The organism is Arthrobacter sulfonylureivorans (assembly GCF_047607445.1).
GTDB lineage: Bacteria > Actinomycetota > Actinomycetes > Actinomycetales > Micrococcaceae > Crystallibacter > Crystallibacter sulfonylureivorans_A.
Genome location: NZ_JBLKRT010000009.1, coordinates 46,042 through 72,250, shown reverse-complemented (window position 1 = coordinate 72,250; position 26,209 = coordinate 46,042). Strand labels below are relative to the sequence as shown.

Sequence of the window (26,209 nt, the reverse complement as noted above, 5' to 3'; positions counted from 1 at the left end):
GCTACGGCCGGCCGCTGTTCACGACCAGCGCTTTGGTGCCGCCCGGCACAGTCCAGGCAGGATTGCCGTGTCCCTCAGGCCAGGCGCCGCATGTCCCTCCGCCACGCCGGCACAGGGACGGCGACCTCTTCCCACAGGGCCTGCCATCCGCGGTGGGCACGATTGCTGGCCGCGATCAACTCGCCCAGTTCCGCTTCGATTTCCGCCTGGCAAGCATCCGTATCGATGTCGCTCCAGTCCAAGGGTGTTGACATGATCCGGGCCTCCTCACAGTAAGCTTCCTTCGATCCTACGGACGCCGCGCTCGTCCGGCCATGGGGAGAACTACCCATAACCGCTCGTAAGACGGTCCGGCCGCCCGTGCTCGGGCCTGAATCGGCTGCACTAGGCTTGAAACCATGGCACCCGAGACCCACGCCGAGAGCATCGCCCCGATTCTGACTCCGGAGGGCTGGGAATTGCTGAACTCGCTCGGCCCGTACTCCGAAGCGGAGAGCTTGCACACCGGAACCGAGCTGCGCAAGGCCGGCCACTCCCCGGAACTGGTCTCCGCCGCGATGACACAATCCCGGCTGCGGGCTAAAGCCGCGGCAAAATTCGGCCCGTTCGCGGAAAAGATGCTCTTCACCCAGGCCGGACTGGAACAAGCCACCCGGCTGAACATCGCAGCCCTGCACGCCCAGCGGTTCCAGGCTGCCGGTGCGGAACACGTGGCTGACCTCGGCTGCGGCATCGGCGCGGACTCGATGGCGCTGGCGACCCTTGACCGCAGGGTCACCGCCGTCGAACGTGATGAGACCACCGCCGCCGTGGCCACGATCAATTTGATGCCTTGGCCTGACGCCACGGTGGTCAACGCCGAAGCCGAAGACGTTGACCTGACCGGAGTCGACGGCGTGTGGCTGGATCCGGCCCGGCGGACCACCACGACGTCGGGCACCACCAGGATCTTCGATCCGGAGGCATTCTCGCCGCCCTTGTCCTTCGTTGAGCAGCTCGCGGACCGGGGCCTGCCGGTGGGCGTCAAAATGGGTCCGGGCATTCCCCACGACGCGCTGCCGGAGAACTGCGAGGTCCAATGGGTATCCGTCAACGGCGACGTGATTGAGGCAGCGTTGTGGTTTAACACGCTGGCCCGGCCCGGCGTCCGGCGTGCAGCCTTGGTGATCGGGGCCGCCGGAACCGCTGAACTCACCAGCGCCGTCAGCTTCGATCCTGCCCACCAGGACGTGGAGACCGGTCCGGCCGAAGGCTACCTGTATGAGCCCGACGGCGCAGTGATCCGCGCCGGGCTGGTGGCCGATCTGGCCCGCGGCCTGGAGGGCCACCTGCTCGATGAGCACATCGCGTACATCTGTGCTCCGCAGCTGCAGCAGACCCCGTTCGCCCGGGCGTACAAGGTGCTGGAGGTCAAGCCGTACAACGTCAAGAAGCTCAAGGCGTGGGTCAAGGCCAACCGGATCGGCACCCTGGAGATCAAGAAGCGCGGTACCTCGGTCACCCCGGACGAATTGCGCAAAACCCTGCTGACAGGTTCCGGCAAGGGTCCGAACAAAGCGACGCTGGTACTGACCAGGATCGGCGAGGACCGGGTGGCGATCGTCGTCGAGCCCGTCCCCTCCGCGGGCGGCCGCAGCCGCGAGCGCACAGCCAGGCCCTGACACATTAGAATCAAAGCAGTGTCGCCGCCCGTTCTGCGCGAGACGTGCATGTCCGGCGGCAGCCGGTACCGCCAGATACGGAGCAGCGTTTGAACATCGATTTTGCCCAGTCCGCCCAATCTTCTCTTGGAGTCGAGTGGGAGCTGGCACTGGTAGACGCAGAAACCGGCGAGCTGGTCTCCGTGGCCGAGCAGGTGCTGGATGCTGTCCGCGCCGGCCACCCTGAGCTGAAAGACGACGACGAGCACCCGCATGTGAAGCAGGAGCTGCTGCTGAACACCGTTGAGCTGGTGACCGGGGTCTGCCGCACCGTCGGCGAGGCCAAGGCCGACCTGAGCAGCGCGATGAGCGCGGTCCGGGACGTCACCGACCCGATGGGCGTGGAGCTGTTCTGCGCCGGCAGCCATCCGTTCGCCGCCCCGCGGTCGCAGCCGGTGACGGACAAGGCGCGCTACGCCAAGCTGATCGACCGCACCCAGTGGTGGGGCCAGCAGATGGTGATTTACGGTGTGCATGTGCACGTTGGCCTGGACCACCGGGACAAGGCGCTGCCGGTGCTGGACGGGCTGCTCAACTACTTCCCGCATTTCCAGGCACTCTCCGCGTCATCCCCGTTCTGGGCCGGAGAGGACACCGGCTACGCCTCGCAGCGCGCGCTGATGTTCCAGCAGTTGCCCACCGCTGGCCTGCCGTTCCAGTTCCCCAGCTGGGCGCTGTACGAAGACTACGTCCAGGACATGTTCACCACCGGGGTGATCGACACCATCAGCGAGATCCGCTGGGACATCCGGCCGGTTCCCGCGCTGGGCACCATCGAAATGCGGGTCTGCGACGGGCTGTCGACGCTGCAGGACGTGGGCGCCGTCGCCGCCCTCACCCAGTGCCTGGTGGACGAGTTCTCCACCGCATTGGACAACGGCTGGGCCATCCCCACCATGCCACCGTGGCATGTGCAGGAGAACAAGTGGCGCGCCGCCCGCTATGGCATGGACGCCATCATCATCCTCAACGCCGCCGGCAAGGAAATGCCGGTCACCGAGCACCTGCGCGAGCACGTGCTGAACCGGTTGGAACCGGTGGCCCGGAAGCTTGGCTGCAGCAAAGAACTGGCCGACGTGGAGAGAATCATCGACGGCGGTGCCGGCTACCAGCGCCAGCGCCAGGTGGCGGCAGAGCACGACGGCGACCTGCGCGCCGTCGTGCTCGATGTGGTCAGCCAGCTACGCCGCGCAGACCACTGACGGGATAGGCGCGCCGTCAGGCAGTGCCGTGACCTTCCTGCAGCATCACAGCCCGGCTGCTCGGCGCCGCCGGTCGTGGCTGCCGCGCAGGTCGCGGTTCAGCCGCCGGTCGCCGTGGTAAAGGATGGAACTGTAGTCCACCTCTTCGGGCGTCTTGGCAATCACCACGGGCTCTGCGGTTTTCGGCTTCTTGGGTTCAACGTAGAGCCAGCCGATGGTCCCCAGCACCATATCCACCAGCGAATTCTTGATCCCGATGTAGGAATAGATCGCGTAGATTGCCAGCGTCGCGTTGAGGGCGGCGAAGGCGGCATTGCCCCAGTTCTGCGCCATGATGTCGCGGTAGAACGTGAATAGCGAGAACGCCACCATCAGATAGGGAATCAGCACGTACAGGGCAGGCGCCGCGGTCCGGTCCTTGACCTTGGGCGTTCGCACAAACGGAATCTTTTCGCCGGTCAACGCCTGCTGCATCGATTTGAAAACGCCGGCCAGGTTCACCGGCAGCATGACCAAGTTGAATCCGTAGATGCGGAAGATGTCGCCAAAGCGGTGGCCGCAGTCGCGCAGGTCGCTGCCCATGGCCAGGAAGTAAGGCAGCGCCGCAATAAACACCACCGGGCTGAGCAGCCGGCTGTCGTACGGATAGGCCAGCAGGAACACCAGGCCGAAGCTGGCCCAGGCGATCGAGGCCATGTAGTTGACCTTCATGAGCACTTCGCGGACCAGGATCCGCTCGTGCCGGTGGCGCCGCTCCACCAGCTGCGACCACAGCTTCGGCAGGATCAGCAGACCGCCGTTGGCCCACCGCCGCCGCTGCACCACCAGCGAGCCAAAGTCCGGCGGGGTGGCGCTGTAGCTCAGCCGCTCCGGGTAGTTGGCCAGCTTCCAGCCGTGCGCGCCCAAGTCGATGCTTGATTCGGTGTCCTCGATGACCGTCCGGTCCTGGATGTAGGTGCGGATCTCGAAGCCGCCCACCGTCTCCACCTCGACGATGTCTTCCAGCGCCTCCTTGCGGATCACCGCGTTGGCGCCCACCCAGAAGGTGGCACCGTAGTAGGTCATACCTTGATGCAGGATGTGCTGGATGTCGGTGGTCGCGCCGGCTACCCGCTCAATCCGGGTGGGAGCTCCGCGGAAGGCCGAGTAGGGCGTCTGGGCGACGGCGATGCGCTCGTTCCCCGGGGACTCAAGGAAGTACACCAGCCGCAGGCAGTAGTCGCGCAGCAGCTGGGAATCGGCGTCCAAGGTCAGCAGATAGCGGCTGTCGGGGATCTCAAGGTCCGCGTCCTCGCCGTCCGGCACTGGCCGCAGGAGCGTGTCGCCGGCGGCGTCCTCCACCGCCCAGCGCTGGCCCATCAGGGAGATGTAGGCATTCAGGTTCATCGCCTTGTTGGCCTCATGCGAGAGGTTGGCATAGCGTTTGCGCTCGAACGTCTCCGTCTTCACGCTGAAGGTCCGCACCAGCCGCAGGTGCAGTTCCTCAATCCGTTCGGGGGCCAGCTCAGCCGACTGTGCGGCGGCCGCCTCCAGCGCCAGCAGCACCAGGCGCAGTTCGCGGGCCAAGCCCATGACCACCAGGTCCACGAAGAACTCGTCAACGTGGTCCTCGATGCGCTCGGCCTCGGCGAATTCCTCCAGCCAGGTGGCGGCGGCTGTGTACTCGCTGATCAGGCGCTGCAGATCGGACGACGGCGCGTGGTCGCCATTGCGGAATGCCGCCAGGGCGGCGTTGGCCCTGTTGGCCGGGACCCGCAGCCTGTCGCTGATCTCGGTTTGCAGGGCCCGAGTGCGCTCCAGCCGTTGGAGCACGGCGGGATCGGTGGGGAACGGCGGGTCGTCGAGCAGCAGCACCACCCGCAGGTCGGGGAATTCCTGCAAGGCTGCCGACCACAGCGTGGACCGGACGACTTCCGGCTCTTCGGCGTAGGACGGCACCAGCACGGTCACTCCGCCGTCGTAGCGGGAAAAGTGCCGGTCCAGCTCCCCGCGTGGAACCCGCTGGTGGTCGCGGAAGCGGTACATGGCCCCCTGCCGGGCCAGCAAATACATCAGGGCGGAGAAGGTCAGGAACGTCACCACCACCAGATAGGACACAGCTTCCAGCTGAAACCGGAAGCCCGCGCCCGGGTTGTTGGCGAACTGGCGCAGGATGGTGGTGACCACGTAGACGATCCAGGCCGTCACGGTGGTGATAATCCCCAGCCGCCCCAGGACGATCTTCCGGCCGGTGGGCTTGGGGTGCACGATGGACATCGGTTCCGACCGCTTTTCGGCACCCCACTGGCGGCGCCTCGGCGCCGGATCGGCGGCGGAAGCGAGCGGCTCGGCTTGAGCTGCAGGCATAGTGTCCAGCATGAAAACCCCCAACAAACAGGACGAAAAAAGGGCAGAGCCGTGGTGCTCTGCCCTAGTGGATCCTCGGCCGGCGAAACGGGCGCCGGTGCCCCTTAGTCTAGGGGCTTCCCCGAGACAATAATACAACGTTTAAACGTGATTAACGCCACTCCTTCAGGCGTGTCGTCATCAGATGTCTACCTGTTACCGTACAGACACGGGCTCCGGAGCGGATTCCCGTAGTTGGGGAGAACAATGTCGAAGAGATTTCCGGGCCGCCGCTTGTCCTGGCTGCGGCTTGGCGTCCTGATCACCGCGACAGCGGCCCTCGTGGCCGCGGCCGGGGTTGGCTGGGGACAGTTCACTGATGCGCGTGCTGCTGCGGGCAAGGCTTCCTGGTTCGCCGGCTACGTGGACGCTACGGCCACCCCGTTCTACAGCTTCGAGAACCCCTCCAGCGAGGCAGAGCGCAGCGTCATCCTCTCCTTCATCGTGGCGGACCCGGAAAACCCCTGCACCCCGTCCTGGGGCGGCTTCTACGGATTCGATGAGGCCCAAGCCACCATGGACCTGGACCGCAGGGTGGCACGGCTCGCGGAAACCGGCGGCCACGTGGGCATTTCCTTCGGCGGCCTGCTCAACCTGGAACTGGCCAGTGCCTGCACCGATCCGGTTGCCCTGAAGCGGGCGTACAGCCAAGTGCTGGAGCGCTACACCGTGGACACCATCGACCTGGACATCGAAGGCGAGAACCTCACGGACGTCACGGCCGGCGAACGCCGCGCCACGGTGATGGCCCAACTGGCCGCGGAGCGGGAAGCGGCCGGCCAGGACCTGGAGATTTGGCTGACCCTGCCGGTCGCCCCGCATGGCCTGACCGAGGACGGCGTCCGCACGGTCCAACAAATGCTCGCCGCCAAGGTACCCTTGGCCGGCGTCAACCTGATGACCATGGACTATGGCCAGAGCCGGCAGCAGGACCAGACCATGCTCGATGCCTCCATCCAGGCGGCGCGGTCGGCGCACGTCCAACTGCAGACCGCCTACCGCGAGGCCGGTTTGGAATCCGGCGAACGGACCGTCTGGAGCAAGATCGGCCTGACCCCGATGATCGGCCAGAACGACGTGCCCGGCGAGATCTTCACCGTGGACGATGCCGCCGGGCTCAACGCCTTCGCCACCGAGGTCGGCGTCGGGCGGATGTCCATGTGGTCGCTGAACCGCGACACCACCTGCAGCACCAACTACGGGGACGTCACCAAGGTGTCGGACAGTTGCAGCGGCGTGGAACAGCAAGGGATCAGCTACGCGGCCGTGCTCGGCCAGAATTTGGGCGGGCTGCCACGGTCTGTCAGCGAGCCGGGCCACGATGCCACCGCTGCCCCTGCGCCGACCGGTCCCCCTACTGCGTCCGACGCCGACATCGTGGACGATCCGGCGACCAGCCCCTATCCGATCTGGACCAGCGAGGCGGCCTACGTGGCCAACGAGCGCGTAGTCTGGCACCGCAACGTGTACAAGGCCAAATGGTGGACGCGCGGCGACGTGCCCGACGATCCCACCGCCTCCGAAGATGTGACTCCGTGGACCTTGATCGGGCCGGTGCTGCCGGGCGAAACCCCGCAACCTGTGGTCACCGCCCCGGCCGGCACCTTCCCGGAGTGGAAGATCGGCACCGTCTACCTGAAGACCGATCGCGTCCAACTCGAAGGCCGGGTGTTCGAAGCCAAGTGGTGGACCCAGGGCGACAGCCCCGAAGCCGCCCTGCAGGGAGCGGATGGCTCGCCGTGGCTGGTCCTGACCAACGAAGAAGTGGCCGCGCTGCTCGCCGACCTCGGGAAATAGCTGCTCGCCGGCCTCGGGAAGTAGCCACCGCCCGAACCGCGGCGGATCCCGTTTTATAGGTGCACGCTGCTGACCGGCATCGAGGAATCCGGAGCGAATTCGATGCCGGACGGCTGGCCGCCGGCCATCACCACCTGCGCGCCGAGCGCGGCGACCATCGCGCCGTTGTCGGTGCACAGTGACACCGGCGGCACCCGCAGCGAGATGCCATGCTCGGCACAGCGCTGTTGAGTCAGCGCGCGCAGTCTCGAGTTGGCCGCCACGCCGCCGCCCAGCAGCAGGTTGCTGATGCCGTGCTCGGTGCAGGCCAGCATGGCCTTGGCGGTGATCACGTCCGCCACCGCTTCCTGGAAGGACGCCGCGATGTCGGCCACCGGAAGTGGCTCGCCGGCGGCTTCGAACTGCTCCACGCAGCGGGCCACGGCCGTCTTCAAGCCGGAGAAAGACCAGTCGTAGCGGTGCGGTCCCGGCTCCTCTGCCGACCCCATGTACTTGGGCTGGGTCAGTCCGCGCGGGAAACGGATCCGCTTTGGATCCCCCTCGCGGGCCAGTTTGTCGATCACCGGTCCGCCCGGGTACCCCAGGCCGAGGATGCGCGCCACCTTGTCGTAGGCTTCGCCGGCCGCGTCGTCGATGGTGGCGCCAAGCAGTTCCACGTCGTCCGTCAGGGAGCGCACGCGCAGGATCTCCGTGTGGCCACCGGAAACCAGCAGCGCCCCCAGGTTCTCCGGCAGCACTCCCCCGTCCAGTACGCCGACGCCCACGTGGGCCACCAGGTGGTTGATCGCGTACAGCGGCTTTCCGGTGGCCAGCGAGAGCGCCTTGGCAGCGCAAACGCCAACCATCAGGGCGCCGGCCAGCCCGGGTCCGGAGGTGACGGCCAGTGCGTCCACTTCGTCCAAGGTGACGCCGGCGGTGTCCAGGGCCTGCTCCAGCGTGGGGATGAATGCGTCGAGGTGGGCGCGCGAGGCGATCTCCGGGATCACGCCGCCGAAACGAACATGCTCGTCCATCGAGGACGAAACGGTGTTGGCCAGCAGGGTATCGCCACGGACAATGCCGACTCCGGTTTCATCGCAGGAGGATTCGATCCCCAAGACCAGCGGTTGGGTGCGGTTCATCGGGTCTCCTCCATGGTTTCCGGCTGCTCGCCCGGTATGGCGGGCCCCGCAGCGTCCCGGCCGGCACCGGGCTGGTCGGCACCGGGCCGGCCGGTCCAATCCTTGAGCTTCAGCCGCATGATCAACGCGTCGGTGCCGCCGCGGTAGTAGCGCGGGCGCACGTGGATCTGCTCGAAGCCAAACCAGCGATAGAGCCGCTGCGCCCGCGGGTTGTCCGCGCGCACCTCCAGCAGCACGTCCTCCGCCCGCTGTTCCGCGGCCTGTTCGATCAGCAAGGCCAGCAGGCGGGTGCCGATCCCCTGCCCCTCGCGCTCGGGCACCACGGCGATGGTCTGTACATCGGCGATCGGCCGCACGCACATCAGGCCGGCATAGCCGATCACCTCGCCGAGCGCATCCACGGCCACGTAGTAGCTGCGGGTGTCCTGCGCCAATTCCTCGTAGAACATCTCGGTGGGCCACGCATCGGCCGGAAACAGTTTCCGCTCCAGCGCATCCACCGCGGGAATGTCGGCCTCGGTCATCGCCCTGATCTGGCCTGCGGGCAGCGCGCCGGCGGTCACAGTGCCCGCTTCCGCGGTCCGGGGACCTTCGCGTCCGATTCGCGCAGGTACAGCGGCGCGGTGTCCAACAGGTCCAACCCCTTTTCCAGCTTGGCGACGGCGGTGCGGCCCAGCGCTTCGGCCGTAGGCTGGGTGCCGCTGTACTCGGTGACGCCGCGCAGCTGCTCCGGGTACAGCCCGGCGCCCATGCCGTAGGCCGGCAGGTCCGGGACGGCGGACGGCGCACTGACGTGCGGGCCGTCGAGCAGTTCATGCCTGCCGCCGGTACTGCGGTAGCGCGCCCAGTACACTTCCTTGCGCCGGGCATCGGTGGCCACCACGAACTCGTCCACGCCGGCCCGCCAGGCATCCGGCGCGGCATCCACGGCAATGGCATCCAGGCTCATCACACCGTGCAGCGGCTTGCCCCAGGCGAAGGCCAGCGACCGGGCCGTGGCAATGCCGGAGCGCAAGCCAGTGAACGGTCCCGGGCCCACGCCCACCACGACGGCGTCGATGTCCACGCCGGTGACGTCCGCCGTCGTCATGATTTTGCCGATTCCCGGGGCCAGTACCTCCGCGTGGCTGCGGGTGTCCTCGGTCGCGAAGGCGGCCAGCGTCTCTCCTTGTCCGGTCAGCAGCGCGGCGCTGGCGATGGCGGAGGTGTCAAGGGCGAGGATCAGCACGCATCAATTTTACTTGAGGGAGTCCATGGCCCCTCTCATCGGCTCCGGCGCCCCGTGGGGGCCGCGGTTTGCCGGACCGCTCAGGCCGGCGGTTGCCCGGCGATATTCACCATCCAGTGCACGCCGAACTTGTCGGTGCACATGCCGAAGGTGTCTCCCCAGGGCGCCTGTTGCAGCGGTTCAGTGATGTTGGCGCCATCGATCAGCTTGTCCCAGTAACCGCGCAGTTCTGCCTCGTTGTCGCCACTCAGCGAGAGCGAATGGCTGGAACCGGGGGTGAAGTCCATGCTGTTCGGCGTGTCCGCTGCCATCAGCACCAGGCCGCGCTCGGTGGCCAGCTGCGAGTGCATGATCTTGTCGGTCTCGGCCGGATCATCGCTGGCGTGGAAGTCGCCGAAGGTGTTAAGCGTCAATTCGCCGCCGAACACCGACTGATAAAAGGTCATCGCTTCTTTGGCCTGGTCGCGGAATCCCAGGTACGGGGTCAGCGCAGTGTCCATGGGTTGGCCTCCTCGCCGGTCTGCTGTCGCCAACGATTATGGACCTGCGCCCCGAGGCAGTGAAGACCGGGCCGCCCGCAGCGCCTCCGGTTGCGGCAAATCGCGCCGGAGAAGGCCTCCGATGCAGATCCTCAGTCGTCAGGCGAAGATGTAGGCGGCCCAGCGAGGACCGTAGGCCGCCATCCGGATCAGCCGGGGCTCGCCGTCGTCGGGATCTTCAAAATCCAGCACGACGCCGGTGCTCGCCGAGGTGCCCGCGGCGCCTTCCGCCGGGCGGTTCACGACGTCCGCTCCGCTTGGCCGCACCAGTGAAATGTCCAGCCAACTGTCCGAGAGGTGCTCCACGCGGCCGCGGCCCCACTCCACGACGGTCACAGCCTCATCCAACGTGTTCTCCAGATCGATGTCATCGATCTCGCCGTCGGACTCGAGCCGGTAGGCGTCCACGTGGACCAGGTCCGGGCCGCCGTTCATGCTCGGATGGCTGCGCACCAGCACGAAAGTGGGCGAGATGATGCCCGGGCGGACGCCGAGTCCCTCGCCCAGGCCCTGGGTGAAGGTGGTTTTCCCCGCGCCCAGTTCCCCGCTGAGCACCACCAGGTCGCCTGCCCGCAGGATCCTGCCCAGCCGGGCGGCGAGCGCCTGCGTCTCCTCCGCGGAGCCCACGTGGAATTCGCGCTCCCACACCGGTGTGGCCGGTTGTTCCCGGGCCACATCCGCCGCTCCGGGCTGGCCCGCCCCGCCCGTCATGCCGGCTCCCTCATGCCACCGCTCATGCCAGCCTCCTCAAGCCAGCACCGCGCCGGCGTCCCCGGCGCTGTCCGTGTTCCGCTCGTCCGGCGCGGCCAGCGCAGCGCGGACCTGGGCGGCTGCAGCGGCCTGTTCTGCCGCGGACGCGGTGAGTTCTTCGGCTACCGCCACAGGAGCCGCTTCCCCGCCGTCGTCCTGTTCATCGGCGGTGCCGGTGTAGTAGCGCGGCACGCGAGGGCTCACCCGGGTGACAATCTCGTAGTTGATGGTGCCGGCGCCGACCGCCCAGTCCTGGGCGTCGGGAACGTCCGGCCCCGGGCCGAAAAGGATCACTTCCTCACCGAGGAGCTCGCCGGCGTCGTTGGTCCTTAAATCCACCACGAACTGGTCCATGGCCACCCGGCCCACCAGGTCGTAGCGCTTGCCGCCGATGGCCACCTGGACCCCGGTGACGCTGCGCGGGATCCCGTCGGCGTAGCCCAGCGGCACCAGCACCAGCGTGGTGGGCTCCGTGGTCAGGTAGTTCAGCCCGTAGGAGACACCCTGACCGGCGGGCACCTGCTTGCAATTGGCCACCCGCCCGCGCAGCGTCATGGCCGGCACCAGCCCCAGTTCCTCGGGGGTCTGCGTCTCAAAGGGCGACAGCCCGTAGATCCCCAGGCCAACGCGGACCATGTCGAAGTGGGCATCCGGACGGCTGAGCGTGCCGGGCGTGTTGGCCAGATGCCGGACTTCCAGATCCAGCCCGGCGTTTTCCGCCACCGCCACCGCCTCGCGGAAGCGGTCCACTTGATCGTCTGTTTCCGGCCGGTGTGGTTCGTCGGCGACGGCCAGGTGGGAAAACACACCCACCACCCGCAGCAGCCCGAGTTCCTGGTACTCCACGGCCCGGTTAACCAGGTCCTCCCAGAGCGCCGGCGGACAGCCGTTGCGGCCCAGACCGGTGTCAATCTTCAGGTGCACCCGCGCCGGCCGTTCCAGCTGCCGGGCGGCCGCGACCACCGGCTCCAGCTCCCAGCCGGAAACGCCGACGTCGATCCCCGCCTCAATGCCGGCGGCGAAGTCGGTATCCGGGGTGTGCAGCCAAGCCAGGATGGGGGCATCGATGCCCGCTTCGCGCAGCGCCAGGCCCTCGGTAAAGTGCGCCACGCCCAGCCAGCCGGCACCGGCCTCCAGCGCGGCGCGGGCCACCGGTACTGCGCCGTGGCCGTAGGCGTCCGCCTTGACCACGGCCATCACGCGGGCGGGCGCTGCGATTTCGCGCAGATGCCGCACGTTGGCGCGGATCGCGTCCAGGTTGATCACGGCTTGGCGGTCATAGGGCAGCGGTGACGATGTAGAGCTCACGGATCCATTCTCCCATCCGAAGCTTGCTTTCCAGCTGAAGGGTTACGCGGAGCGGTGGCACCGCATGGGGCCAGCCCGGCAGGATTCTGCGGCCGGGCGCGCGGTCAAGCGGCGAGGATGCAGGGTTGGCCCTAGCTGGCACAATACAAGCTAGGGGCGCGTCCCGGGTTCGGGTCCGCCGATTTGTTATCCAAAGTCAATGTTCGGGGGAAGCAGTGGCAACACTTGCCATTCTGGGCGGCGGCGGGTTCCGCGTGCCGCTGGTCTATCGCGCGCTGGCCGAGGGACCAGCGGCGGGCCTCGTGGACCGGCTGGTGCTCCACGACGTGGACGCCGGCCGGCAGCAAACGATCGCCCGGGTGCTGGCCGATGCTCCGCTGCCCCGCGGCGTCCGGCCGCCCCGGATTGAATCCGCCCGCACGCTCGACGAAGCGCTGGCCGGGGCCGACGTCGTCTTCTCCGCCATCCGTCCCGGCGGCACGCAGGGCAGGACGCAGGACGAACGCATCGCCAGCCGGGTCAACCTGCTGGGCCAGGAAACCACCGGGGCGGCCGGCATTGCCTGCGGCTTGCGGGCGGTTCCCGCTGCCCTGGAGATTGCCCGGCGGCTGCGTGAGCTGAGTCCCGACGCGTGGCTGATCAACTTCACCAATCCCGCCGGGCTGGTCACCGAGGCCGTGCTGCCGGTGCTCGGCCACCGGGTGATCGGTATCTGCGACACGCCCCTCGGGCTGGTCCGGCGCTCCGCCAAGGCCGCGGGCGCCCCGTTGCGCCGCGGCTCCTTGGCGGGCGTGGACTACGTGGGCCTGAACCATTTGGGCTGGTTGCGCGGGTTGGAGCATGACGGCGGTGACCTGCTTCCCGGGCTGCTCGCCGATCCCGGCAGGCTGCAGTCGTTTGAAGAGGGCCGGATTTTCGGCACCCGGGAACTGCAGGTCCTCGGGGTGATCCCGAATGCCTACCTGTTCTATTACTACTTCCGCCGCGAAGCCACGATGGCGCTGGCCGGCGCCACGCAGACCCGCGGCGAGTCGATCCACGAACTGCAGCAGGAGTTGTACGCCAGGCTGCAGGCCTCCGGGACTCCGTACGCGGAGTGGGAGGACGCGCTGCGGCGCCGCGAGGAGAGCTATCTGTCCGAGGCACGGGAGATCGGCGTTTCCCGCGATGAGGAGGACCGTGCCGCCGGCGGTTACGAACACGTCGCCCTGGACACGATGCGTGCCCTGCTGACCGGCGAGCGCAGTGAGCAGATCCTCAACGTCCGCAATGCCGGGACCATCCCGCAACTGCCGGACGACGCCGTCATCGAAGTGCCGTCGGTCGTCGATTCGAACGGCGCCCGCCCTTTGCCGGTGAAACCGCTGACCCTGCATCAGGCCGGGTTGATGACCCAGGTCAAGGCCGTCGAGCAGGAGGTGGTCCGCGGCGGACAGGGCGACCGCGCCGCCGCATTGCGGGCCTTCATGATCCACCCGCTGATCACCTCCGGCCACGTGGCCCACCGGCTGCTTGCGGCCTACGAACAGGCCCACGGATACCGCTGGAACTGAGATGGAGCAGGCGCCGGACCCCGGCGGTCCCCCGTCGAGACTTCCGACAGTCCTCCAGGTTGCGGCCTTCCTGCTGGCCGCGGCCGCAAGCATTTCTGCAGCGCTCCTGCCGGTGATGGCAGAGGAAACGGTGGGCAGCTCCCCCGGGACACCGCCGGAGCACACCGTCGAGCAACTGACGTTGCTGCAGACCCATCCGCCCACGGTCCTTATTCCGCTCGCTGTCCCGCTGCTGCTGACATTGCTGCCGTTACTGGTGCCCCGCCGGGCGGTTTGGTGGACCGCCGTCGGCTGCACCATCCTGTTGCTCGGATTCATCGTGCTGGCCATCGCGAGCGTGGGATGGTTCTACCTCCCGGCCCTGGCGGCCGCGACGGCGGCGGTAGCACTGCAGCGCGCAGCCAGGTTGCCGCATCACCGGGATGCCGCCTGAGGGAGCCCTCCCGCCCGGTGGCTTCCCGGGTGATAATCACCTCATGGACTTTGTCGGGGGTCTGATCGCGGTGGGGCTGGTGGCGTTGATCATCGCCGCCACCGTGGCCATGGCGTCCCGTCCCTGGCGCGGCTTTCCCGGGTCTGCGGGCATTTCCGGGGCGTTCGGCGCCATGGAAGAGGTCTTCGCCCCGGGCCGCTATGAAGCGCGGATGGAACAGGAGCGGCAACAGCAGGCGCCTGCACCGGCCCCGGCGCCCGGCGACAAACCCACACCGGGCGACGATCCGGAGGCAGAGGAACCAGCCGACGGCGACGACCCGGACGACGGAAGGTAAGGGACAATGCCCACCGAGGACGATGCTCGCCGGCTCTGCCTGGCCCTGCCCGGGGTCACGGAACGGCCCAGCTGGGGCCAGCCGGCGTGGTTCGCGAAAACGCTGATGGCCCGCATCTGGGAGCCGGGCGTGCTGACCGTCAAAACCGAGGAACGCGAGGCGCTGGCCGGCACGGCACCGGAGGTGTTTTTCTGGACGCCGCACCATGAGCGGTCGCCGCAACTGGTGCTCCTGCACCTGGCCAAGGTTTCACCGGCCGAACTTGAAGAACTGCTCGACGAATCGTTCAGGATCGCCGGAGGCCGGCACCTCCCCTAAGGGACGGTGCCGGCCTCCGGCAGGATTCGGGTCGCGGCGCCTAGCGGACTCCGGCCGCCTCGGTCGCGGCCTGCTCCGGCTTGCCCACCTGCTGGACCAGCTTGGCGCCTTCCACGTCCACGTCCGGCAGGATCCTGTCCAGCCACCGGGGCATCCACCAGGCAGCCTTGCCGAACAGGTGCATGGCCGCCGGAATCAGCGTCATGCGCACCACGAAGGCGTCCAGCAGTACACCGAGAGCCAGGGCAAAGCCGATCGGCCGGACCATGGTCAGGTGCGAGAAGATGAATCCGGCGAAAACGGAGACCATGATGATCGCCGCGGCCGTGACCACCTTGGCGCCGTGGTTGAAGCCACTGACCACGGCCGCCCGGGCGTCTTCACCGTGCGCATAGGATTCGCGCATGCCGGAGACCAAGAACATCTGGTAGTCCATCGCCAGTCCGAAGAGCACGCCGATCATGATCATCGGCAGGAAGCTCAGGATCGGACCCGGGTCATGCACGTCGAACAGGTTGCCCAGCCAGCCCCACTGGTAGATCGCCACGACGGCGCCGAAGCTGGCACCCAGCGAGAGCAGGAAACCGGCGGTGGCCAGCAGCGGCACCAGGATGGAGCGGAAGACCAGCAGCAGCAGGATCAGCGAGAGCCCAATGACAATGGCCAGGTACACCGGCATGGCGTCCGCAAGCTTGTCCGAAACATCGATTTGCATCGGCGGCTGACCGGTGACGGAAATCCCGACGCCGGTGCTCTCCTCAAGCGCGGCAGTCTCCGCTCTCAGGTTGTGGACCAGATCCTCGGTGCTCTCGGCAGCCGGGCCTTCCTCCGGGATGACCTGCAGCACCGCGGTGCGGCCGTCGTCGCTGGTTCCGGTCGGAACGGCGGCTGCCACGTGGTCCATGGCTCGCAGTTCCTGCGAGAGCTGCAGCAGGGTCTCGTCCGTCTCGGCCCCTTCCAGACCGGCTGGCAGGTCGGCCACAACGATCAGCGGACCGTTGATGCCCTCGCCAAAATTCTCGCCCAGCTGGGTGTAGGACCGGTAGGCCGTCGAGTCTGCCGGTTCCGAGCTGCCGTCCGGCAGGCCCAGCCGCAGCTCGGCGGCCGGCACGGCCATCACGCCCAGCACTGCCACGCCGGCGATCAGCGCCAGCCACGGGTGCTTGGTCACCGACTTGCCCCAGCTGCGCTTCGGATCGTTGTGGAATTCGCGTCCCGGTGCTGAGCTCTCCGCCCCGGCGGCCACCGGGCCGGCCAGCCCGGCCTTGGCCCACGCCCGCTTGGACAGAATCCGCCGGCCCATGATGGCCAGCAGCGCCGGGGTCAGCGTCAAAGCAACCACGACGGCGACGGCCACCGTCGCTGCTCCGGCCAGTCCCAGCACGGTGAGGAACGGGATCCCCGGCACCGCCAGTGCGGCGAGCGCAATAATCACCGTGAGCCCGGCAAAGAGCACCGCGTTCCCGGAGGTTCCGGTGGCTCGGCCGATGGACTCGAACAGCGGAACACCGGACAGCAACTGCGTGCGGTGGCGGTTGACGATGAACAGCGAATAGTCGATGCCCACGGCCAGCCCCAACATCAGCGCCAGCACCGGGGAAACCGAGCTCATTTCGACAACGCTGCTCAGGGCCATGGTGCCGCCCACGCCGACGCCGACGCCGACCAGTGCCATCAACAGCGGCAGCCCGGCGGCGAGGAGCGTGCCGAGCATCAGCACCAGCACGGCGGCGGCCACCGCGATGCCGATGACCTCGGCCGCACCGAAGAGGCTGGAGATGTCTTCGACGATGTCCTTGCTGTACTCCGCCTGCAGCCCGGGCACTAGGCCGGCTTCAGTGACTTGCTGGACCTGTTCGCGGTCCTCCTTGGACACCGACATCATGTCCTGTTCGAACTGAACCTGCACGAAGGCGGCCGAACCGTCCTCCGCGACGAACCGCAGCCCTTCCGACGACTGCTGCTGCAGCTTGGCCGCTTCCAGATCAGCGACCCCTGACTCATACTTTGCCTGGCCGTCTTCCAGCCGCTGCTCGGCCTGGTCCAATTGCTCCTGCGCCGCTTCCAGCTGGGCCCGCTGCGGCTCCAGCTGGGCCCGGGCCTGCTCGGCCATGGCGGTTTGGCCGGCGGCTTCAAGCTGCTCGATCTGCGCCTCGGCGGCCTGCACTTGCTGCAACCCCGGCTCCAGTTGCGCCTTGCCCGCGTCCAGTTCGGCCCGGCCGTCGTCGAGTTGCTGCGCCGCCGCTTCCAGTTCCTCTTCGCCGTCGGCAATCATCTGCGGTGCATCGTCCAACGACGTTTGCAGGTCCACCGGGTCCGTGGCTCGTTTGACGGCGCCCAGGTCAGTCAGGTCGGCGGAGATCCGGGCAATGGCTTTCTCCTGCTTTGCAGTGAACGCCGTGCCGTCCGCCGTCGTGAAGACAATGGTGCCGAGACCGCCGGAGGCGTCCGGCAGTTTCTCCTGCAGCTCGTCCGCGACTGCCTGGGCGGGGGTGCCGGGAATGGTGAAGCTGTTGGACAGTGTGCCCATGAAGGCCGCGACGGATGCGCCGACGGCCACCATGACCACCAGCCACGCAGAGACAAACCACCAGCGCTTGCGGGCGGCCAGCTTGCCGAGTCGATAGAGCAGTGAAGCCATGCGATTAGTCCTTGTGGTTGGTGTTGAAGCCGCTACGCAGCAGGTCAAGACTCTCGAGCAGTTGCTGCCGGAAGGCCGACGGCGGAGGCGCCTCGCCGTAGGGGGCTTGGTTGGCTGCCATCCGCATGGCCGCCTGGGCACACGCGATCAGCGAGCCAGCGAGCGCGGTGACCATCAGTTCACCCGAGTTCGCCGGCAAACGGGGGCGCAACCCGTCTTCCAGCGACTGTTTCGCCTGGCTCCAGATTTGAAGCTGCATGCGTTCCAGTTGCGCGTCGTCTGCACCCATTTGGTAGATCTCGCAGAGTAGCGCCAGCCGGTCCTGGCTGATGTCCCCGCCGAAGGTGGCCAGCACCGCGTCCATGATCGGCTCGTCACCCGGCCGTTCGTCCAGCCGGGCGAAGGACTCTTCCAGGAACTCCTCCACCGGCAACGTCACGGCCGCCTCGATGGAGGGGAAGTAGTTGAAAAAAGTCCGCCGCGAGACGCCGGCTTCTGCCGCCACTTGGTCCACGGTGAAACCGCCAGGACCCTGCTCGCGGGCCAACCGCAAAGCGGCCGCGGTGATGGCAGCCCGGGTTGCCACCTTGTTTTTCTCGCGGCGGCCTTCCGGCTGCACCGCGCTTTCTGTACTCACCGGTTCAGCATAGAACCAAACTTGCACACCATGCAAAATTGCCCACCGTGCACGGATGGCTCCGGAAACTGGGCTAAATTTGAAGGGACCCTGCTCCGGGTCTGCTCCCCGAACCCCAGCCATCCGAGGACCTGCATGTCGCCGCGCACCCTGTTCCGCACCGTTGCTTTCGCCGAAGCCGTCACCTGGACACTGCTGCTGACCGCCTTGCTGGTACGCGCCTTGGCGCCGGAGGCCCGTGTGGTGGTCAGCATCGCCGGTGGCCTGCACGGCTTCGTCTTCCTCTGCTACGTGGTCAGCACCTGCTTCACCTGGGTCAACCAGAAGTGGACTGCCGGCCGCGGCGTCCTGGCGGTAGTCTCCGCAGCCATCCCGTATGCGACCATTCCGGTGGAAAAGTCCATGGACCGCAACGGACTCCTCGGCAACGTCTGGCGGCTCGGCGCCGGCGGGGAAAAACCGCGTGGCTTCCTTGAGCGGCTCCAGGCCGTCGTGCTGGCGCGCCCGGTGGCAGCTATCGCCGTTGTCCTGGTCGCCGTAGCCGCTGTCTTCAGCTTCCTGCTCTACATGGGCCCGCCGGACACCTGGTTCGCGTAGCCACCCGACGAACATTGGGTGAGGACGGAGTCTGGAACGACGACCCAGCAGCCGGTAGCATCTGCTCAAGCCCGGAGCGGGTGGGTCCTGATGGGATGGTGCTGCGATTCCCCGGCCACCACTCAGCAGGCCGTGAGAACCACTCCGGGAGCGCCAAGGAAGCCGGCATTTTTGGGATCCGCCCCGGTGGCGGGTAGCAACGCTCACGATCGAGAGCAGGACCCGCATGGTAGCGGCGACGACGGTACTGACGATCATCCTTCTCTGGAGCGCGTTCTCTGGGCCGCTTGACCGGCGCGGGGTCACTTCGGCCCTGTTCTTCACCGTCGTTGGCTTTGTTGTCGGCACGTCGGCCCTGGGCCTGCTCGATGCCTCCTTGGAGTCCTCTGAAATCGGTCTGATTGCCGAGATCGCGCTCGTCCTGCTCCTGTTCAGCGATGCCACCCGGCTCGACGTTCGCTCGCTCCGTCGCGAGCTGGGCTGGCCCGTCCGCCCCCTACTGATCGGGTTACCGCTCACGATGCTGGCCGGTGTTGGGGTGAGGGCACTCGTCTTCCCCGGAATTCCACTGGCCTCCACGGTGCTGCTGGCGACGATTCTGGCCCCCACGGACGCGGCTCTCGGCCAGAAGGTGGTCGCCGATCCAGCGGTTCCCGTCCGCGTGCGGCAGGCGCTCGACGTGGAGAGCGGCTTCAACGACGGCCTCGCGGTGCCCTTCTTCCTCGTCGCGCTTGAGATCGCGAACGCCGAACTCGAGACAGGGGTTACCTGGGCGGTCGCCAGCAACATGGCCGCACAGATCGGCTGGGGTCTCACCGCCGGCCTCAGTGCGGGCCTACTGGGTGGCTTGCTGTACGGCATCGCCGATCGGAGGGAATGGATCAGCCCCGACTGGCGGCAGATCGCGCCGTTGGCAGTGGCACTGCTGGCCTACACCATCGCCGCGCTGCTCGGCGGCAGCGGATTCTTCGCCGCCTTCGCCGGTGGCATCGCCTTCGGAAGCGTCTCGGGCGCCCGCAGCTCGCTCGTCAACCTGTTCACAGAAGAGTCAGGGGCCCTGCTCGCCTCCATGACGTGGATCGGATTCGGCGCGCTGGCCTTCACCTTGGCGATCCCGCACATTACCTGGCAAGTGTTTCTCTATGCCGCACTGAGCCTAACCGTGGTGCGGATGATTCCCGTGGCGATTGCCCTCGCCGGCCGCAGGGTCAAACGCCCGACGGTGGCCTTCATCGGCTGGTTCGGTCCGCGGGGCCTGGCTTCGCTGGTGTTCGCGCTGCTCGCGTTGGAGCGCGGCATCCCCGACGCGGAAGTCATCCTCACCACTGTGGTTGTCACGGTAGCGCTCAGCGTCGTCGTTCACGGCCTGACCTCGGTCCCGCTCTCCGCCGCGTACCGAAGCTGGTATGAGAGCCGCCCGGTCGAGCATCCGGCAGCGGAGGAGACCGTGCCGGTGATCATGCCTCGCCGGCGACGCCAACACGGCATCGGTTCGGCGTAGGCCGGTGGAACGCACCCGCATCGGTGGCGTCACCGCCCATATCTTCACGTGATCGTCGCCGGTACGACGATCCCGCCGCCGTCGGCGCGGGCAGGCTCGACCGTGCTCCTGCGGTGTGCCTGACCGCGGCGGATTGCCTTATCCAGTTCGACGACGATGGGGACGATCAGTGCCAGGCCGATGCAGGCCAGCCACTGGCCACCGCTCAGCGAAGTTGTCAGCAGCAGGTCCTGCAGGAAGCCGATCTCCACCGCTGCCACGGTGAAGAGCACCGGGATCGAGAGGATCTTGAGCGCATTGATGATCGGCGCCACCAGACCCGACTCCGGATCGCGCCGCTTGGCCAGGCTGCCGAAGACGGAGCTCAGCGCGAGCACCACGAACGCCATCGTCAACGGCACGTTGGGTTCGGTGGCGCTCATCGGCCCCGGAGCCAGCAGCAGGGCCGCGAACGTCACTGCGAATCCGACCACCCCGTAAACCAGCCACTGGGTGACGGCACTGCCGTTCGTGATCGGTTGCGTGGTGTCCCGCGGCGGTCTGGACATCAAATCCGGGGCCGGAGGATCGGTCATGATGACCATCACCGGGAAAATGGTGATGAAGAAGTTGATGAACAGCACCATCGTCGGAGACAGGGCAACGCCGTCGTTGATGTTGAAGACACTGGCGACCAGGAACAGCAGCACCAGCGCGAACAGCGCGGACATCTGGTACCGGACGAATGACACGATCTTGTCGTAGATGCTGCGGCCCAGCCGGATCGCCGTCACCAAGGTGCCGAAGTTGTCATCCGTGAGGATCAGGTTTCCGGCTTGCTTGGTCACCTCGCTCCCCGAGCCCATGGCCACGCCAACATCCGCCTGCTTGAGCGCAGCGGCGTCGTTCACGGCATCGCCGGTCATGGCGACGACGGCGCCGCCCTGCTGCATGAGCCGGGCCAGCCTCAGTTTGTCCTGGGGTGTCACCCGCCCGAAGACGTGGAGTCCGGGCAGGGCCCGCTGCAGGTCCGCATCGGACATCGCCTGGATTTCCGCGCCGCTGATTGCCCCGGCACCCAGCCTGAGTTCGGCTCCGATGGCGGAGGCGGTGACCGCATGGTCGCCGGTGATCATCCGAACTTCGATGCCCGCCTCGTGCGCTGTACGCACGGCGGCGGCCGCCTCCGAGCGCAGCGGGTCGATGATGCCAACCATGCCCACGAAGGTGAGCTCGTCAACGAACTTCATCGGATCCTGGGCCACCTCGGCTTCCCGGCCGTCCAGCCTCCTCACGGCGAAGGCGAGGACCCGCAGACCTTTCTGCGACAGGGACGCGTTGGCTTGCGTGATGTCATCACGGACGTCACCGATGGCAACCTCCCCCTCGGGCAGCAGGGCCATGCTGCACCGTGCCAGGACCACATCCGGGCCGCCCTTGACCATTTCGACGAAGTGCGGCTCGCCGTCGAGCGGCAGGTTGTGGAATGTCGCCATGAACTTGTACGCCGAATCGAAGGGTACCTCCGCGATACGGGGGTAGGCCCGGCGCGTATGTTCAGCATCGACACCCATCTTGGCGGCCAGCACCACCAGCGCGGCCTCCGTGGGGTCACCGATCACCTCGCCAGAGTCGGAAACCGTGGCATCGCTGTCCAGGCACAGCCCGTACGCCAGTCGGGTGAAGTCCGGCACCGGCTCGCCGGCCGTCTGGCGGATGGCCCCCGTCTTGGAGTAGCCCTCTCCCTGCACGCTGTACCACGTGCCCCGGACGTACAATTGCCGCACCATCATCTGGTTCATGGTCAGGGTGCCGGTCTTGTCCGAGTTGATCGCGCTCGTGGCACCCAGCGTCTCGACGTCGCTGAGGTTCTTGACCACTGCCTTGTGCTCGGCCAACTGCTTGGCCCCGTAGGCCAGCATCGCCTGCACGAACGTCGGCATGCCGGTCGGAATGGCCGCGATTGCCATCGACATGCCCACCAGCAGGACCGTCCCGACGGCCTGCCCGCGGATCACCCCGATGATGATGATGATAGCGACCGCGGACCAGGCGATGATGCCGATCACTTTGGTGAGTCCGTCAAGCTCCCGCTGCAGCGGGGACTTTCCCGGGTCCACGGACGAAAGCATCGAAGCGATCTTTCCCATCTCGGTCTGCATACCGGTGGCAGTCACCACCATCGTCGCTGTTCCCCGCGTGACGGCGGTGTTCTGAAAAACCATGTTGGTGCGGTCGCCCAGTGACACGTCGGCCGCCTCGAGCGTTTTGGGGTCCTTCGCGATCGGCGCGCTCTCACCGGTCAGCGCGGCCTCCTGGGTTTCCAGCGTGGCGGACCGGAGCAGCCGGCCGTCCGCGGGCACCAAGTCGCCGGCCTCCAGGTTGACGATGTCCCCCGGTACGAGGTCTGTGGCGTCCAGCTGGGCCAGGGAACCGTTCCTTACGGCGCGTGCCTGCGGAATCTGCATCTTGGCCAGGGCATCGACGCTGGCACGAGCCTTCAGCTCCTGCTGGGTTCCCAGCACCAGATTAAGGATCACCAGCAAGGCCACGATGATAGCGACCGCAACCTGGTCAATGATCAGGCTCACGATGACAACCCCTACTAGCATCAGGTTCATCGGATCCCGCAGCAGCCGCAGCGCGATCGCCCAGCGTGAGGGCGGCCGCTCGGCGGCGATCGAGTTAGGCCCGTACCGGGCCCGCCTCTGGTCCGCCTCAGCGGTGTCAAGCCCTGCCTGCTCATTCGTGCCGAGCTTGGCCACCACCGCCTCGGGCGCCTGCGCGTACCACTGGTCGGCTGCAGAAGTTTCGGTTGTTTCCGGAAGAGACATAGCAATCGTCCTTGCTCTTGCGCGGCCTGTGGTCGCGTCCTTTCAGGGAACCTGCCGGTGCAGGGGACTGCCCGAGGGCGACAATCAGTAAGGCTCCGGGATCTCACGCGGCAGATACGCCGGTTCTTCGTAGTCGCCCGGTCTTTGCCGCTTGGGAAGCGTGACGTCCGGTTGTTTAAGCGGCTCATACGGGATCTGGTCAAGGATGTGGCTCATGACGTTGAGCCGCCCGCGTTTTTTGTCGTTGGTGTGAGCCACGAACCAAGGGGCCCACGCAGTGTCCGTCTGACGGAACATCTCATCCCGGGCACGTGAATAGTCATACCACCGGCTGTAGGACTTCAAATCCAAGTCCGAGAGCTTCCAGTACTTGCGCGGGTCATCGATCCGGCTCTGCAGCCTCAAGGTCTGCTCTTCGGCATCAACCTCGAGCCAGTACTTCAGCAAGGTGATGCCCGAATCCACCATGGCTCGCTCGAAGGTTGGAGCCGTCAGGAGGAACCTCCTCACTTCTTCGTCGCTGCAGAAACCCATCACCCGTTCCACCCCGGCCCGGTTGTACCAGCTTCTGTCGAAGATGACGACCTCTCCCGCTGCCGGCAGATGCGGAACATACCGTTGCACATACATCTGCGACTTCTCACGCGGGGTGGGCGTTGGCAAAGCCACGACCCGAAAAACACGGGGGCTGACGCGGCTGGTTAGCGCCTTGATCACGCCGCCCTTGCCCGCCGTGTCCCGGCCTTCAAAGACGATGACGATTTTGGCTCCTGAAGACTTGACCCACTCCTGCATGGCCACCAATTCTCCATGCAGCGGCTCTACGAGCTTTTCGAACTCCCGCCGCTTCATCCTGGGTTTATCGTCGGCACTGTTCTGCTTTTTGCTCTTGCCCATGGCCGCCAGCCCTCCGTCGGGTCATCCGACGCAATCGCCCGGGCGCTGTCCGTGAGCACTCCCCGCAGGTTCCCGGTGACCCGCTTGGGGGCTCCCAGCCACGGGTTACCCCTGTGCCCGTGGCGAAACTTCTCGCAAGATTCAACCTGTGCAGCGGCGCCTAGCCACTTGAACGAAGTGTAGCCGCAAGTCGAGCCGCCGAGAACGATGCGCAGCCAACGTCCATGCCAGAGGGGCAGCCTGCCCAATCATTCCGGGCCGGCATAAGGGACGTTCTACCCGCGTCCCAAGAGCGCCGAAAGGACGCTGAACCAGCCGGAGAATCTCACCCTTGCCGGATGAGGTGCCCGGTTTGGAAGCCGGAAGATACTGGCTTCTAGTTATCGGAGGCGCATCGGCTTCCGACGGGTCCGGCTGAGAGAGGAGCTAAAGCACCTCCGGGCCACAATATCCAGTCATGGACCAACATAATGAACAGGATTTCCGATGGATTTCTGGGAGAACTTCTGGAGCATCATCTGGTGGTTTGTTTGGGTCTTCGCCTTCACAACCTACTTGATCGCGGTATTTATGATCATTGGCGATATTTTCCGCGACAACACCCTTAACGGCTGGCTCAAAGCGCTATGGATGATCTTCTTGATCTTCGTACCGTTCCTCACGGCTTTGATCTACCTCATCGCCAGGGGCCGCGGAATGACGGAACGTTCAGCAGAACGTGCACGCCTTAATCAGGAGTACACCGAGTCGTACATCCGTGACGTCGCCGGATCCAGTCCCACCGAGGAAATCGCGAGGGCTAAAGCACTTCTGGACTCCGGAACCATTACGGAAAGCGACTACGCAAAAATCAAGACCCGCGTCCTTGCGTAAAACGGCTTACGCCCAGAGGAGGTAGCCATGTGCCGCTGGCTGGCGTATTCGGGATCGCCTGTGCCCTTGGACGAACTATTGTTCAAACCGGCCAATTCACTCGTCGTGCAGAGTAAGCACTCACGGTTGGGGGCCGAAACCACAAATGGCGATGGCTTCGGGGTCGGCTGGTATGGTGCTCTGCCCACACCGGGTATCTTCCGAAGCACCGAACCCGCCTGGAACGACAGCAATCTCCGGGAGCTCGCGTCACATGCATCCGCCGGCCGGGTTTTCGCGCATATCCGCGCCTCCACTGGCTCGGCGGTCCAGCAGACGAACTGCCATCCGTTTCGCCACGAACGCTGGCTGTGGATGCACAACGGGCTCATCCGGGATTTTCCGGCCATCAAGCGGGACCTCGCCATGGCTGTCCGGCCCGACCTCTTTCCCCTGATCCAAGGATCAACGGACTCCGAGGTGTTCTTTATGCTTGCTCTCACCTACGGACTGGAGCAGGATCCGCCCGCAGCAGTCGCTGCCGCGGTTGCGCACATCGAAGGAGTCGGCAAGAGCCACGGCATCGACTACCCGCTGCAGATGACAGTGGCGACCACCGACGGTGACTCCACCTGGGCCTTCCGCTACTCCAGCGAAGGCCGCTCACGGACCCTCTTTCACAGCACGGACGTCACAACGCTCCGGACGCACTATCCCGGCAACGTCATGCTTGAGCAGCTGTCCGACGATGCGCGGCTGGTAGTGTCTGAACCCTTGGGCGACCTGCTCGGAGCGTGGCAAGAAGTACCGGAGGCAACCAGCGTCGTTGTGCACGACGGCGAAGTCGACTTCCATCCATTCAGGCCAACAGATGCAGCCGCAGCGACCTCTTGAGGGTTCTCTTGGAACTAGGCCTGGAGCAGACTGTAGCCTGCGATAAAGGCGCCGATGGCGAGTATTGTCGCTGCCGTCACAAACCGGCCGTTGCGCTGCAGCCAGGCATAGACGGCCGCCAGTTGCCCTTCGGCTCGTTCCGGAGATCGTACCCAGTAGAGAATCGGCACGACGACAGCCGACTGGGCGAGAACTGCATAACCGAGAACCAGTAGGGTCCGTGCTATTGGTGACGGGTCTTGGACGCTGATCAGCGCACCGGCGGTCACCGCCAACACGAGTGCCTTCGGACGAAGGTTCAGCCCCAGGCCGAGCCCAATGAATTCCCACGTGCGAGCAGACTGAAACTTGGCCGTGATCTTGCCCAGCATGGCACTCTCCCGTGTACCTTTCCGCCTCAAGAGGTACACCGCATAGCCGATGAGAAAGGCTCCGATCACCAAACCCAGTGCGGCCTGGAACTCATCCTCGCTCCACCTCGGGATGTTCGACAGGATACCCAGCCCGACCGAGGACAGACCGACGATCACGACCGAACCGGTGATCGTACCAATCAGGAAGGCCAGGGCACGCCGTCGTGGATGCGACGACAGCAGGATAATGATGGTGATGCTGGCCGGCACTGTGCTCATCGCCCCGGCTACGGCGACCGGCACAAGGCTGACTAAGAGGGCCAGCACTAGCGGCTCACCCCGCTCGGAGGGCT

Annotated in this window: 24 protein-coding genes; 11 read left to right on the top strand and 13 right to left on the bottom strand. The window is 66.3% G+C overall.

Annotation, left to right across the window (positions count from 1 at the left end; all coding sequences use genetic code 11):
- Positions 1–74 precede the first annotated feature (74 nt).
- On the bottom strand, positions 75–254 hold the full coding sequence (locus ACMX2H_RS06280; protein WP_136784821.1) for a hypothetical protein: 180 nt from the start codon (positions 252–254) through the stop codon (positions 75–77).
- A gap of 144 nt (positions 255–398) precedes the next feature.
- Between ACMX2H_RS06280 and ACMX2H_RS06275 the strand changes: the two genes are divergently transcribed.
- A complete protein-coding gene (locus ACMX2H_RS06275; RefSeq protein ID WP_414959684.1) occupies positions 399–1,661 on the top strand; it encodes a THUMP-like domain-containing protein in 1,263 nt (420 codons plus the stop codon).
- 89 nt (positions 1,662–1,750) lie between these two features.
- The gene (locus ACMX2H_RS06270; protein WP_414959683.1) at positions 1,751–2,902 is read left to right on the top strand and encodes a glutamate--cysteine ligase; all 1,152 of its coding nucleotides are present in this window, start codon (positions 1,751–1,753) and stop codon (positions 2,900–2,902) included.
- Positions 2,903–2,947: 45 nt separating this feature from the next.
- Here the strand turns inward: ACMX2H_RS06270 and ACMX2H_RS06265 are convergent, their stop codons facing one another.
- A complete protein-coding gene (locus tag ACMX2H_RS06265; protein ID WP_414959682.1) occupies positions 2,948–5,248 on the bottom strand; it encodes a glycosyltransferase family 2 protein in 2,301 nt (766 codons plus the stop codon).
- A 246-nt stretch (positions 5,249–5,494) separates the two neighbouring features.
- Between ACMX2H_RS06265 and ACMX2H_RS06260 the strand changes: the two genes are divergently transcribed.
- The gene (locus tag ACMX2H_RS06260) at positions 5,495–7,084 is read left to right on the top strand and encodes a chitinase (protein WP_414959681.1); all 1,590 of its coding nucleotides are present in this window, start codon (positions 5,495–5,497) and stop codon (positions 7,082–7,084) included.
- 53 nt (positions 7,085–7,137) lie between these two features.
- Here ACMX2H_RS06260 and tsaD read toward each other — a convergent pair whose 3' ends face one another.
- The 6 genes from tsaD to alr all read right to left on the bottom strand — a co-directional run bounded on the left by tsaD (position 7,138) and on the right by alr (position 12,030).
- Complete coding sequence (gene tsaD / locus ACMX2H_RS06255) at positions 7,138–8,205, bottom strand: tRNA (adenosine(37)-N6)-threonylcarbamoyltransferase complex transferase subunit TsaD (RefSeq protein WP_414959680.1); 1,068 nt, start codon at positions 8,203–8,205, stop codon at positions 7,138–7,140.
- Positions 8,202–8,729, bottom strand: a complete 528-nt coding sequence (gene rimI, locus ACMX2H_RS06250; protein ID WP_414959731.1) for a ribosomal protein S18-alanine N-acetyltransferase — start codon at positions 8,727–8,729, stop codon at positions 8,202–8,204. The genes tsaD and rimI overlap by 4 nt, the downstream gene beginning before the upstream one ends.
- Positions 8,730–8,764: 35 nt before the next feature.
- Positions 8,765–9,433 carry a tRNA (adenosine(37)-N6)-threonylcarbamoyltransferase complex dimerization subunit type 1 TsaB gene (gene tsaB / locus ACMX2H_RS06245; RefSeq protein WP_414959679.1) on the bottom strand — a complete coding sequence of 223 codons (669 nt, stop codon included), beginning with the start codon at positions 9,431–9,433 and terminating at the stop codon, positions 8,765–8,767.
- Positions 9,434–9,513: 80 nt separating this feature from the next.
- On the bottom strand, positions 9,514–9,933 hold the full coding sequence (locus ACMX2H_RS06240) for a VOC family protein (protein WP_136784827.1): 420 nt from the start codon (positions 9,931–9,933) through the stop codon (positions 9,514–9,516).
- Positions 9,934–10,071: 138 nt separating this feature from the next.
- Complete coding sequence (gene tsaE, locus ACMX2H_RS06235; protein ID WP_414959678.1) at positions 10,072–10,683, bottom strand: tRNA (adenosine(37)-N6)-threonylcarbamoyltransferase complex ATPase subunit type 1 TsaE; 612 nt, start codon at positions 10,681–10,683, stop codon at positions 10,072–10,074.
- Between the two features lie 36 nt (positions 10,684–10,719).
- Positions 10,720–12,030, bottom strand: coding sequence for an alanine racemase (alr, locus tag ACMX2H_RS06230; RefSeq protein WP_414959677.1), 1,311 nt, complete (start codon positions 12,028–12,030; stop codon positions 10,720–10,722).
- A 215-nt stretch (positions 12,031–12,245) separates the two neighbouring features.
- Between alr and ACMX2H_RS06225 the strand changes: the two genes are divergently transcribed.
- From ACMX2H_RS06225 to ACMX2H_RS06210, 4 genes are read left to right on the top strand one after another with little or no spacing between them, the layout of a single operon-like run.
- The gene (locus tag ACMX2H_RS06225; RefSeq protein ID WP_414959676.1) at positions 12,246–13,583 is read left to right on the top strand and encodes a family 4 glycosyl hydrolase; all 1,338 of its coding nucleotides are present in this window, start codon (positions 12,246–12,248) and stop codon (positions 13,581–13,583) included.
- Between the two features lies 1 nt (position 13,584).
- Positions 13,585–14,016 carry a hypothetical protein gene (locus ACMX2H_RS06220; protein WP_414959675.1) on the top strand — a complete coding sequence of 144 codons (432 nt, stop codon included), beginning with the start codon at positions 13,585–13,587 and terminating at the stop codon, positions 14,014–14,016.
- A gap of 43 nt (positions 14,017–14,059) precedes the next feature.
- Entirely contained in the window at positions 14,060–14,353 is a 294-nt protein-coding gene (locus tag ACMX2H_RS06215; protein ID WP_414959674.1) for a hypothetical protein, read from the top strand.
- Positions 14,354–14,359: 6 nt separating this feature from the next.
- Positions 14,360–14,671 (top strand): MmcQ/YjbR family DNA-binding protein, encoded by a 312-nt coding sequence (locus tag ACMX2H_RS06210; protein WP_414959673.1) that lies wholly within the window; start codon positions 14,360–14,362, stop codon positions 14,669–14,671.
- 40 nt (positions 14,672–14,711) lie between these two features.
- On the opposite strand, the gene ACMX2H_RS06205 is transcribed toward ACMX2H_RS06210, so the two are convergent.
- Both ACMX2H_RS06205 and ACMX2H_RS06200 read right to left on the bottom strand, forming a co-directional pair.
- Positions 14,712–17,312 (bottom strand): MMPL family transporter, encoded by a 2,601-nt coding sequence (locus tag ACMX2H_RS06205; protein WP_414959672.1) that lies wholly within the window; start codon positions 17,310–17,312, stop codon positions 14,712–14,714.
- Positions 17,313–17,316: 4 nt separating this feature from the next.
- Positions 17,317–17,949, bottom strand: a complete 633-nt coding sequence (locus ACMX2H_RS06200) for a TetR/AcrR family transcriptional regulator (RefSeq protein ID WP_414959671.1) — start codon at positions 17,947–17,949, stop codon at positions 17,317–17,319.
- Positions 17,950–18,084: 135 nt separating this feature from the next.
- On the opposite strand from ACMX2H_RS06200, the gene ACMX2H_RS06195 reads away from it, so the two are divergent.
- Together ACMX2H_RS06195 and ACMX2H_RS06190 are read left to right on the top strand one after the other, a co-directional pair.
- Positions 18,085–18,546 carry a DUF3817 domain-containing protein gene (locus ACMX2H_RS06195; RefSeq protein ID WP_414959670.1) on the top strand — a complete coding sequence of 154 codons (462 nt, stop codon included), beginning with the start codon at positions 18,085–18,087 and terminating at the stop codon, positions 18,544–18,546.
- Positions 18,547–18,772: 226 nt separating this feature from the next.
- Entirely contained in the window at positions 18,773–20,047 is a 1,275-nt protein-coding gene (locus tag ACMX2H_RS06190; protein ID WP_414959669.1) for a cation:proton antiporter, read from the top strand.
- Positions 20,048–20,091: 44 nt separating this feature from the next.
- Here the strand turns inward: ACMX2H_RS06190 and ACMX2H_RS06185 are convergent, their stop codons facing one another.
- Both ACMX2H_RS06185 and ppk2 read right to left on the bottom strand, forming a co-directional pair.
- Entirely contained in the window at positions 20,092–22,860 is a 2,769-nt protein-coding gene (locus ACMX2H_RS06185) for a cation-translocating P-type ATPase (protein WP_414959668.1), read from the bottom strand.
- Positions 22,861–22,944: 84 nt separating this feature from the next.
- Complete coding sequence (ppk2, locus tag ACMX2H_RS06180) at positions 22,945–23,757, bottom strand: polyphosphate kinase 2 (RefSeq protein ID WP_414959667.1); 813 nt, start codon at positions 23,755–23,757, stop codon at positions 22,945–22,947.
- Between the two features lie 486 nt (positions 23,758–24,243).
- Here ppk2 and ACMX2H_RS06175 point away from each other — a divergent pair, with 486 nt between their 5' ends.
- Positions 24,244–24,630: an SHOCT domain-containing protein gene (locus ACMX2H_RS06175; protein ID WP_414959666.1), complete on the top strand. Its 387-nt coding sequence runs from the start codon at positions 24,244–24,246 to the stop codon at positions 24,628–24,630.
- A gap of 27 nt (positions 24,631–24,657) precedes the next feature.
- Positions 24,658–25,503, top strand: a complete 846-nt coding sequence (locus tag ACMX2H_RS06170) for a class II glutamine amidotransferase (protein ID WP_414959665.1) — start codon at positions 24,658–24,660, stop codon at positions 25,501–25,503.
- Between the two features lie 14 nt (positions 25,504–25,517).
- Here ACMX2H_RS06170 and ACMX2H_RS06165 read toward each other — a convergent pair whose 3' ends face one another.
- Positions 25,518–26,183 (bottom strand): GAP family protein, encoded by a 666-nt coding sequence (locus ACMX2H_RS06165; RefSeq protein ID WP_414959664.1) that lies wholly within the window; start codon positions 26,181–26,183, stop codon positions 25,518–25,520.
- Between the last annotated feature and the right edge of the window lie 26 nt (positions 26,184–26,209).

Excerpts from the sequence above, each read along its gene's own strand:
- ACMX2H_RS06280 (WP_136784821.1), bottom strand. The coding sequence starts at position 254 with ATGTCAACACCCTTGGACTGGAGCGACATCGATACGGATGCTTGCCAG.
- ACMX2H_RS06275 (WP_414959684.1), top strand. The coding sequence starts at position 399 with ATGGCACCCGAGACCCACGCCGAGAGCATCGCCCCGATTCTGACTCCG.
- ACMX2H_RS06265 (WP_414959682.1), bottom strand. The coding sequence starts at position 5,248 with ATGCCTGCAGCTCAAGCCGAGCCGCTCGCTTCCGCCGCCGATCCGGCG.
- ACMX2H_RS06260 (WP_414959681.1), top strand. The coding sequence starts at position 5,495 with ATGTCGAAGAGATTTCCGGGCCGCCGCTTGTCCTGGCTGCGGCTTGGC.
- tsaD (WP_414959680.1), bottom strand. The coding sequence starts at position 8,205 with ATGAACCGCACCCAACCGCTGGTCTTGGGGATCGAATCCTCCTGCGAT.
- rimI (WP_414959731.1), bottom strand. The coding sequence starts at position 8,729 with ATGACCGAGGCCGACATTCCCGCGGTGGATGCGCTGGAGCGGAAACTG.
- ACMX2H_RS06240 (WP_136784827.1), bottom strand. The coding sequence starts at position 9,933 with ATGGACACTGCGCTGACCCCGTACCTGGGATTCCGCGACCAGGCCAAA.
- tsaE (WP_414959678.1), bottom strand. The coding sequence starts at position 10,683 with ATGACGGGCGGGGCGGGCCAGCCCGGAGCGGCGGATGTGGCCCGGGAA.
- ACMX2H_RS06220 (WP_414959675.1), top strand. The coding sequence starts at position 13,585 with ATGGAGCAGGCGCCGGACCCCGGCGGTCCCCCGTCGAGACTTCCGACA.
- ACMX2H_RS06215 (WP_414959674.1), top strand. The coding sequence starts at position 14,060 with ATGGACTTTGTCGGGGGTCTGATCGCGGTGGGGCTGGTGGCGTTGATC.
- ACMX2H_RS06210 (WP_414959673.1), top strand. The coding sequence starts at position 14,360 with ATGCCCACCGAGGACGATGCTCGCCGGCTCTGCCTGGCCCTGCCCGGG.
- ACMX2H_RS06205 (WP_414959672.1), bottom strand. The coding sequence starts at position 17,312 with ATGGCTTCACTGCTCTATCGACTCGGCAAGCTGGCCGCCCGCAAGCGC.
- ACMX2H_RS06195 (WP_414959670.1), top strand. The coding sequence starts at position 18,085 with ATGTCGCCGCGCACCCTGTTCCGCACCGTTGCTTTCGCCGAAGCCGTC.
- ACMX2H_RS06190 (WP_414959669.1), top strand. The coding sequence starts at position 18,773 with ATGGTAGCGGCGACGACGGTACTGACGATCATCCTTCTCTGGAGCGCG.
- ACMX2H_RS06185 (WP_414959668.1), bottom strand. The coding sequence starts at position 22,860 with ATGTCTCTTCCGGAAACAACCGAAACTTCTGCAGCCGACCAGTGGTAC.
- ppk2 (WP_414959667.1), bottom strand. The coding sequence starts at position 23,757 with ATGGGCAAGAGCAAAAAGCAGAACAGTGCCGACGATAAACCCAGGATG.
- ACMX2H_RS06175 (WP_414959666.1), top strand. The coding sequence starts at position 24,244 with ATGGATTTCTGGGAGAACTTCTGGAGCATCATCTGGTGGTTTGTTTGG.
- ACMX2H_RS06170 (WP_414959665.1), top strand. The coding sequence starts at position 24,658 with ATGTGCCGCTGGCTGGCGTATTCGGGATCGCCTGTGCCCTTGGACGAA.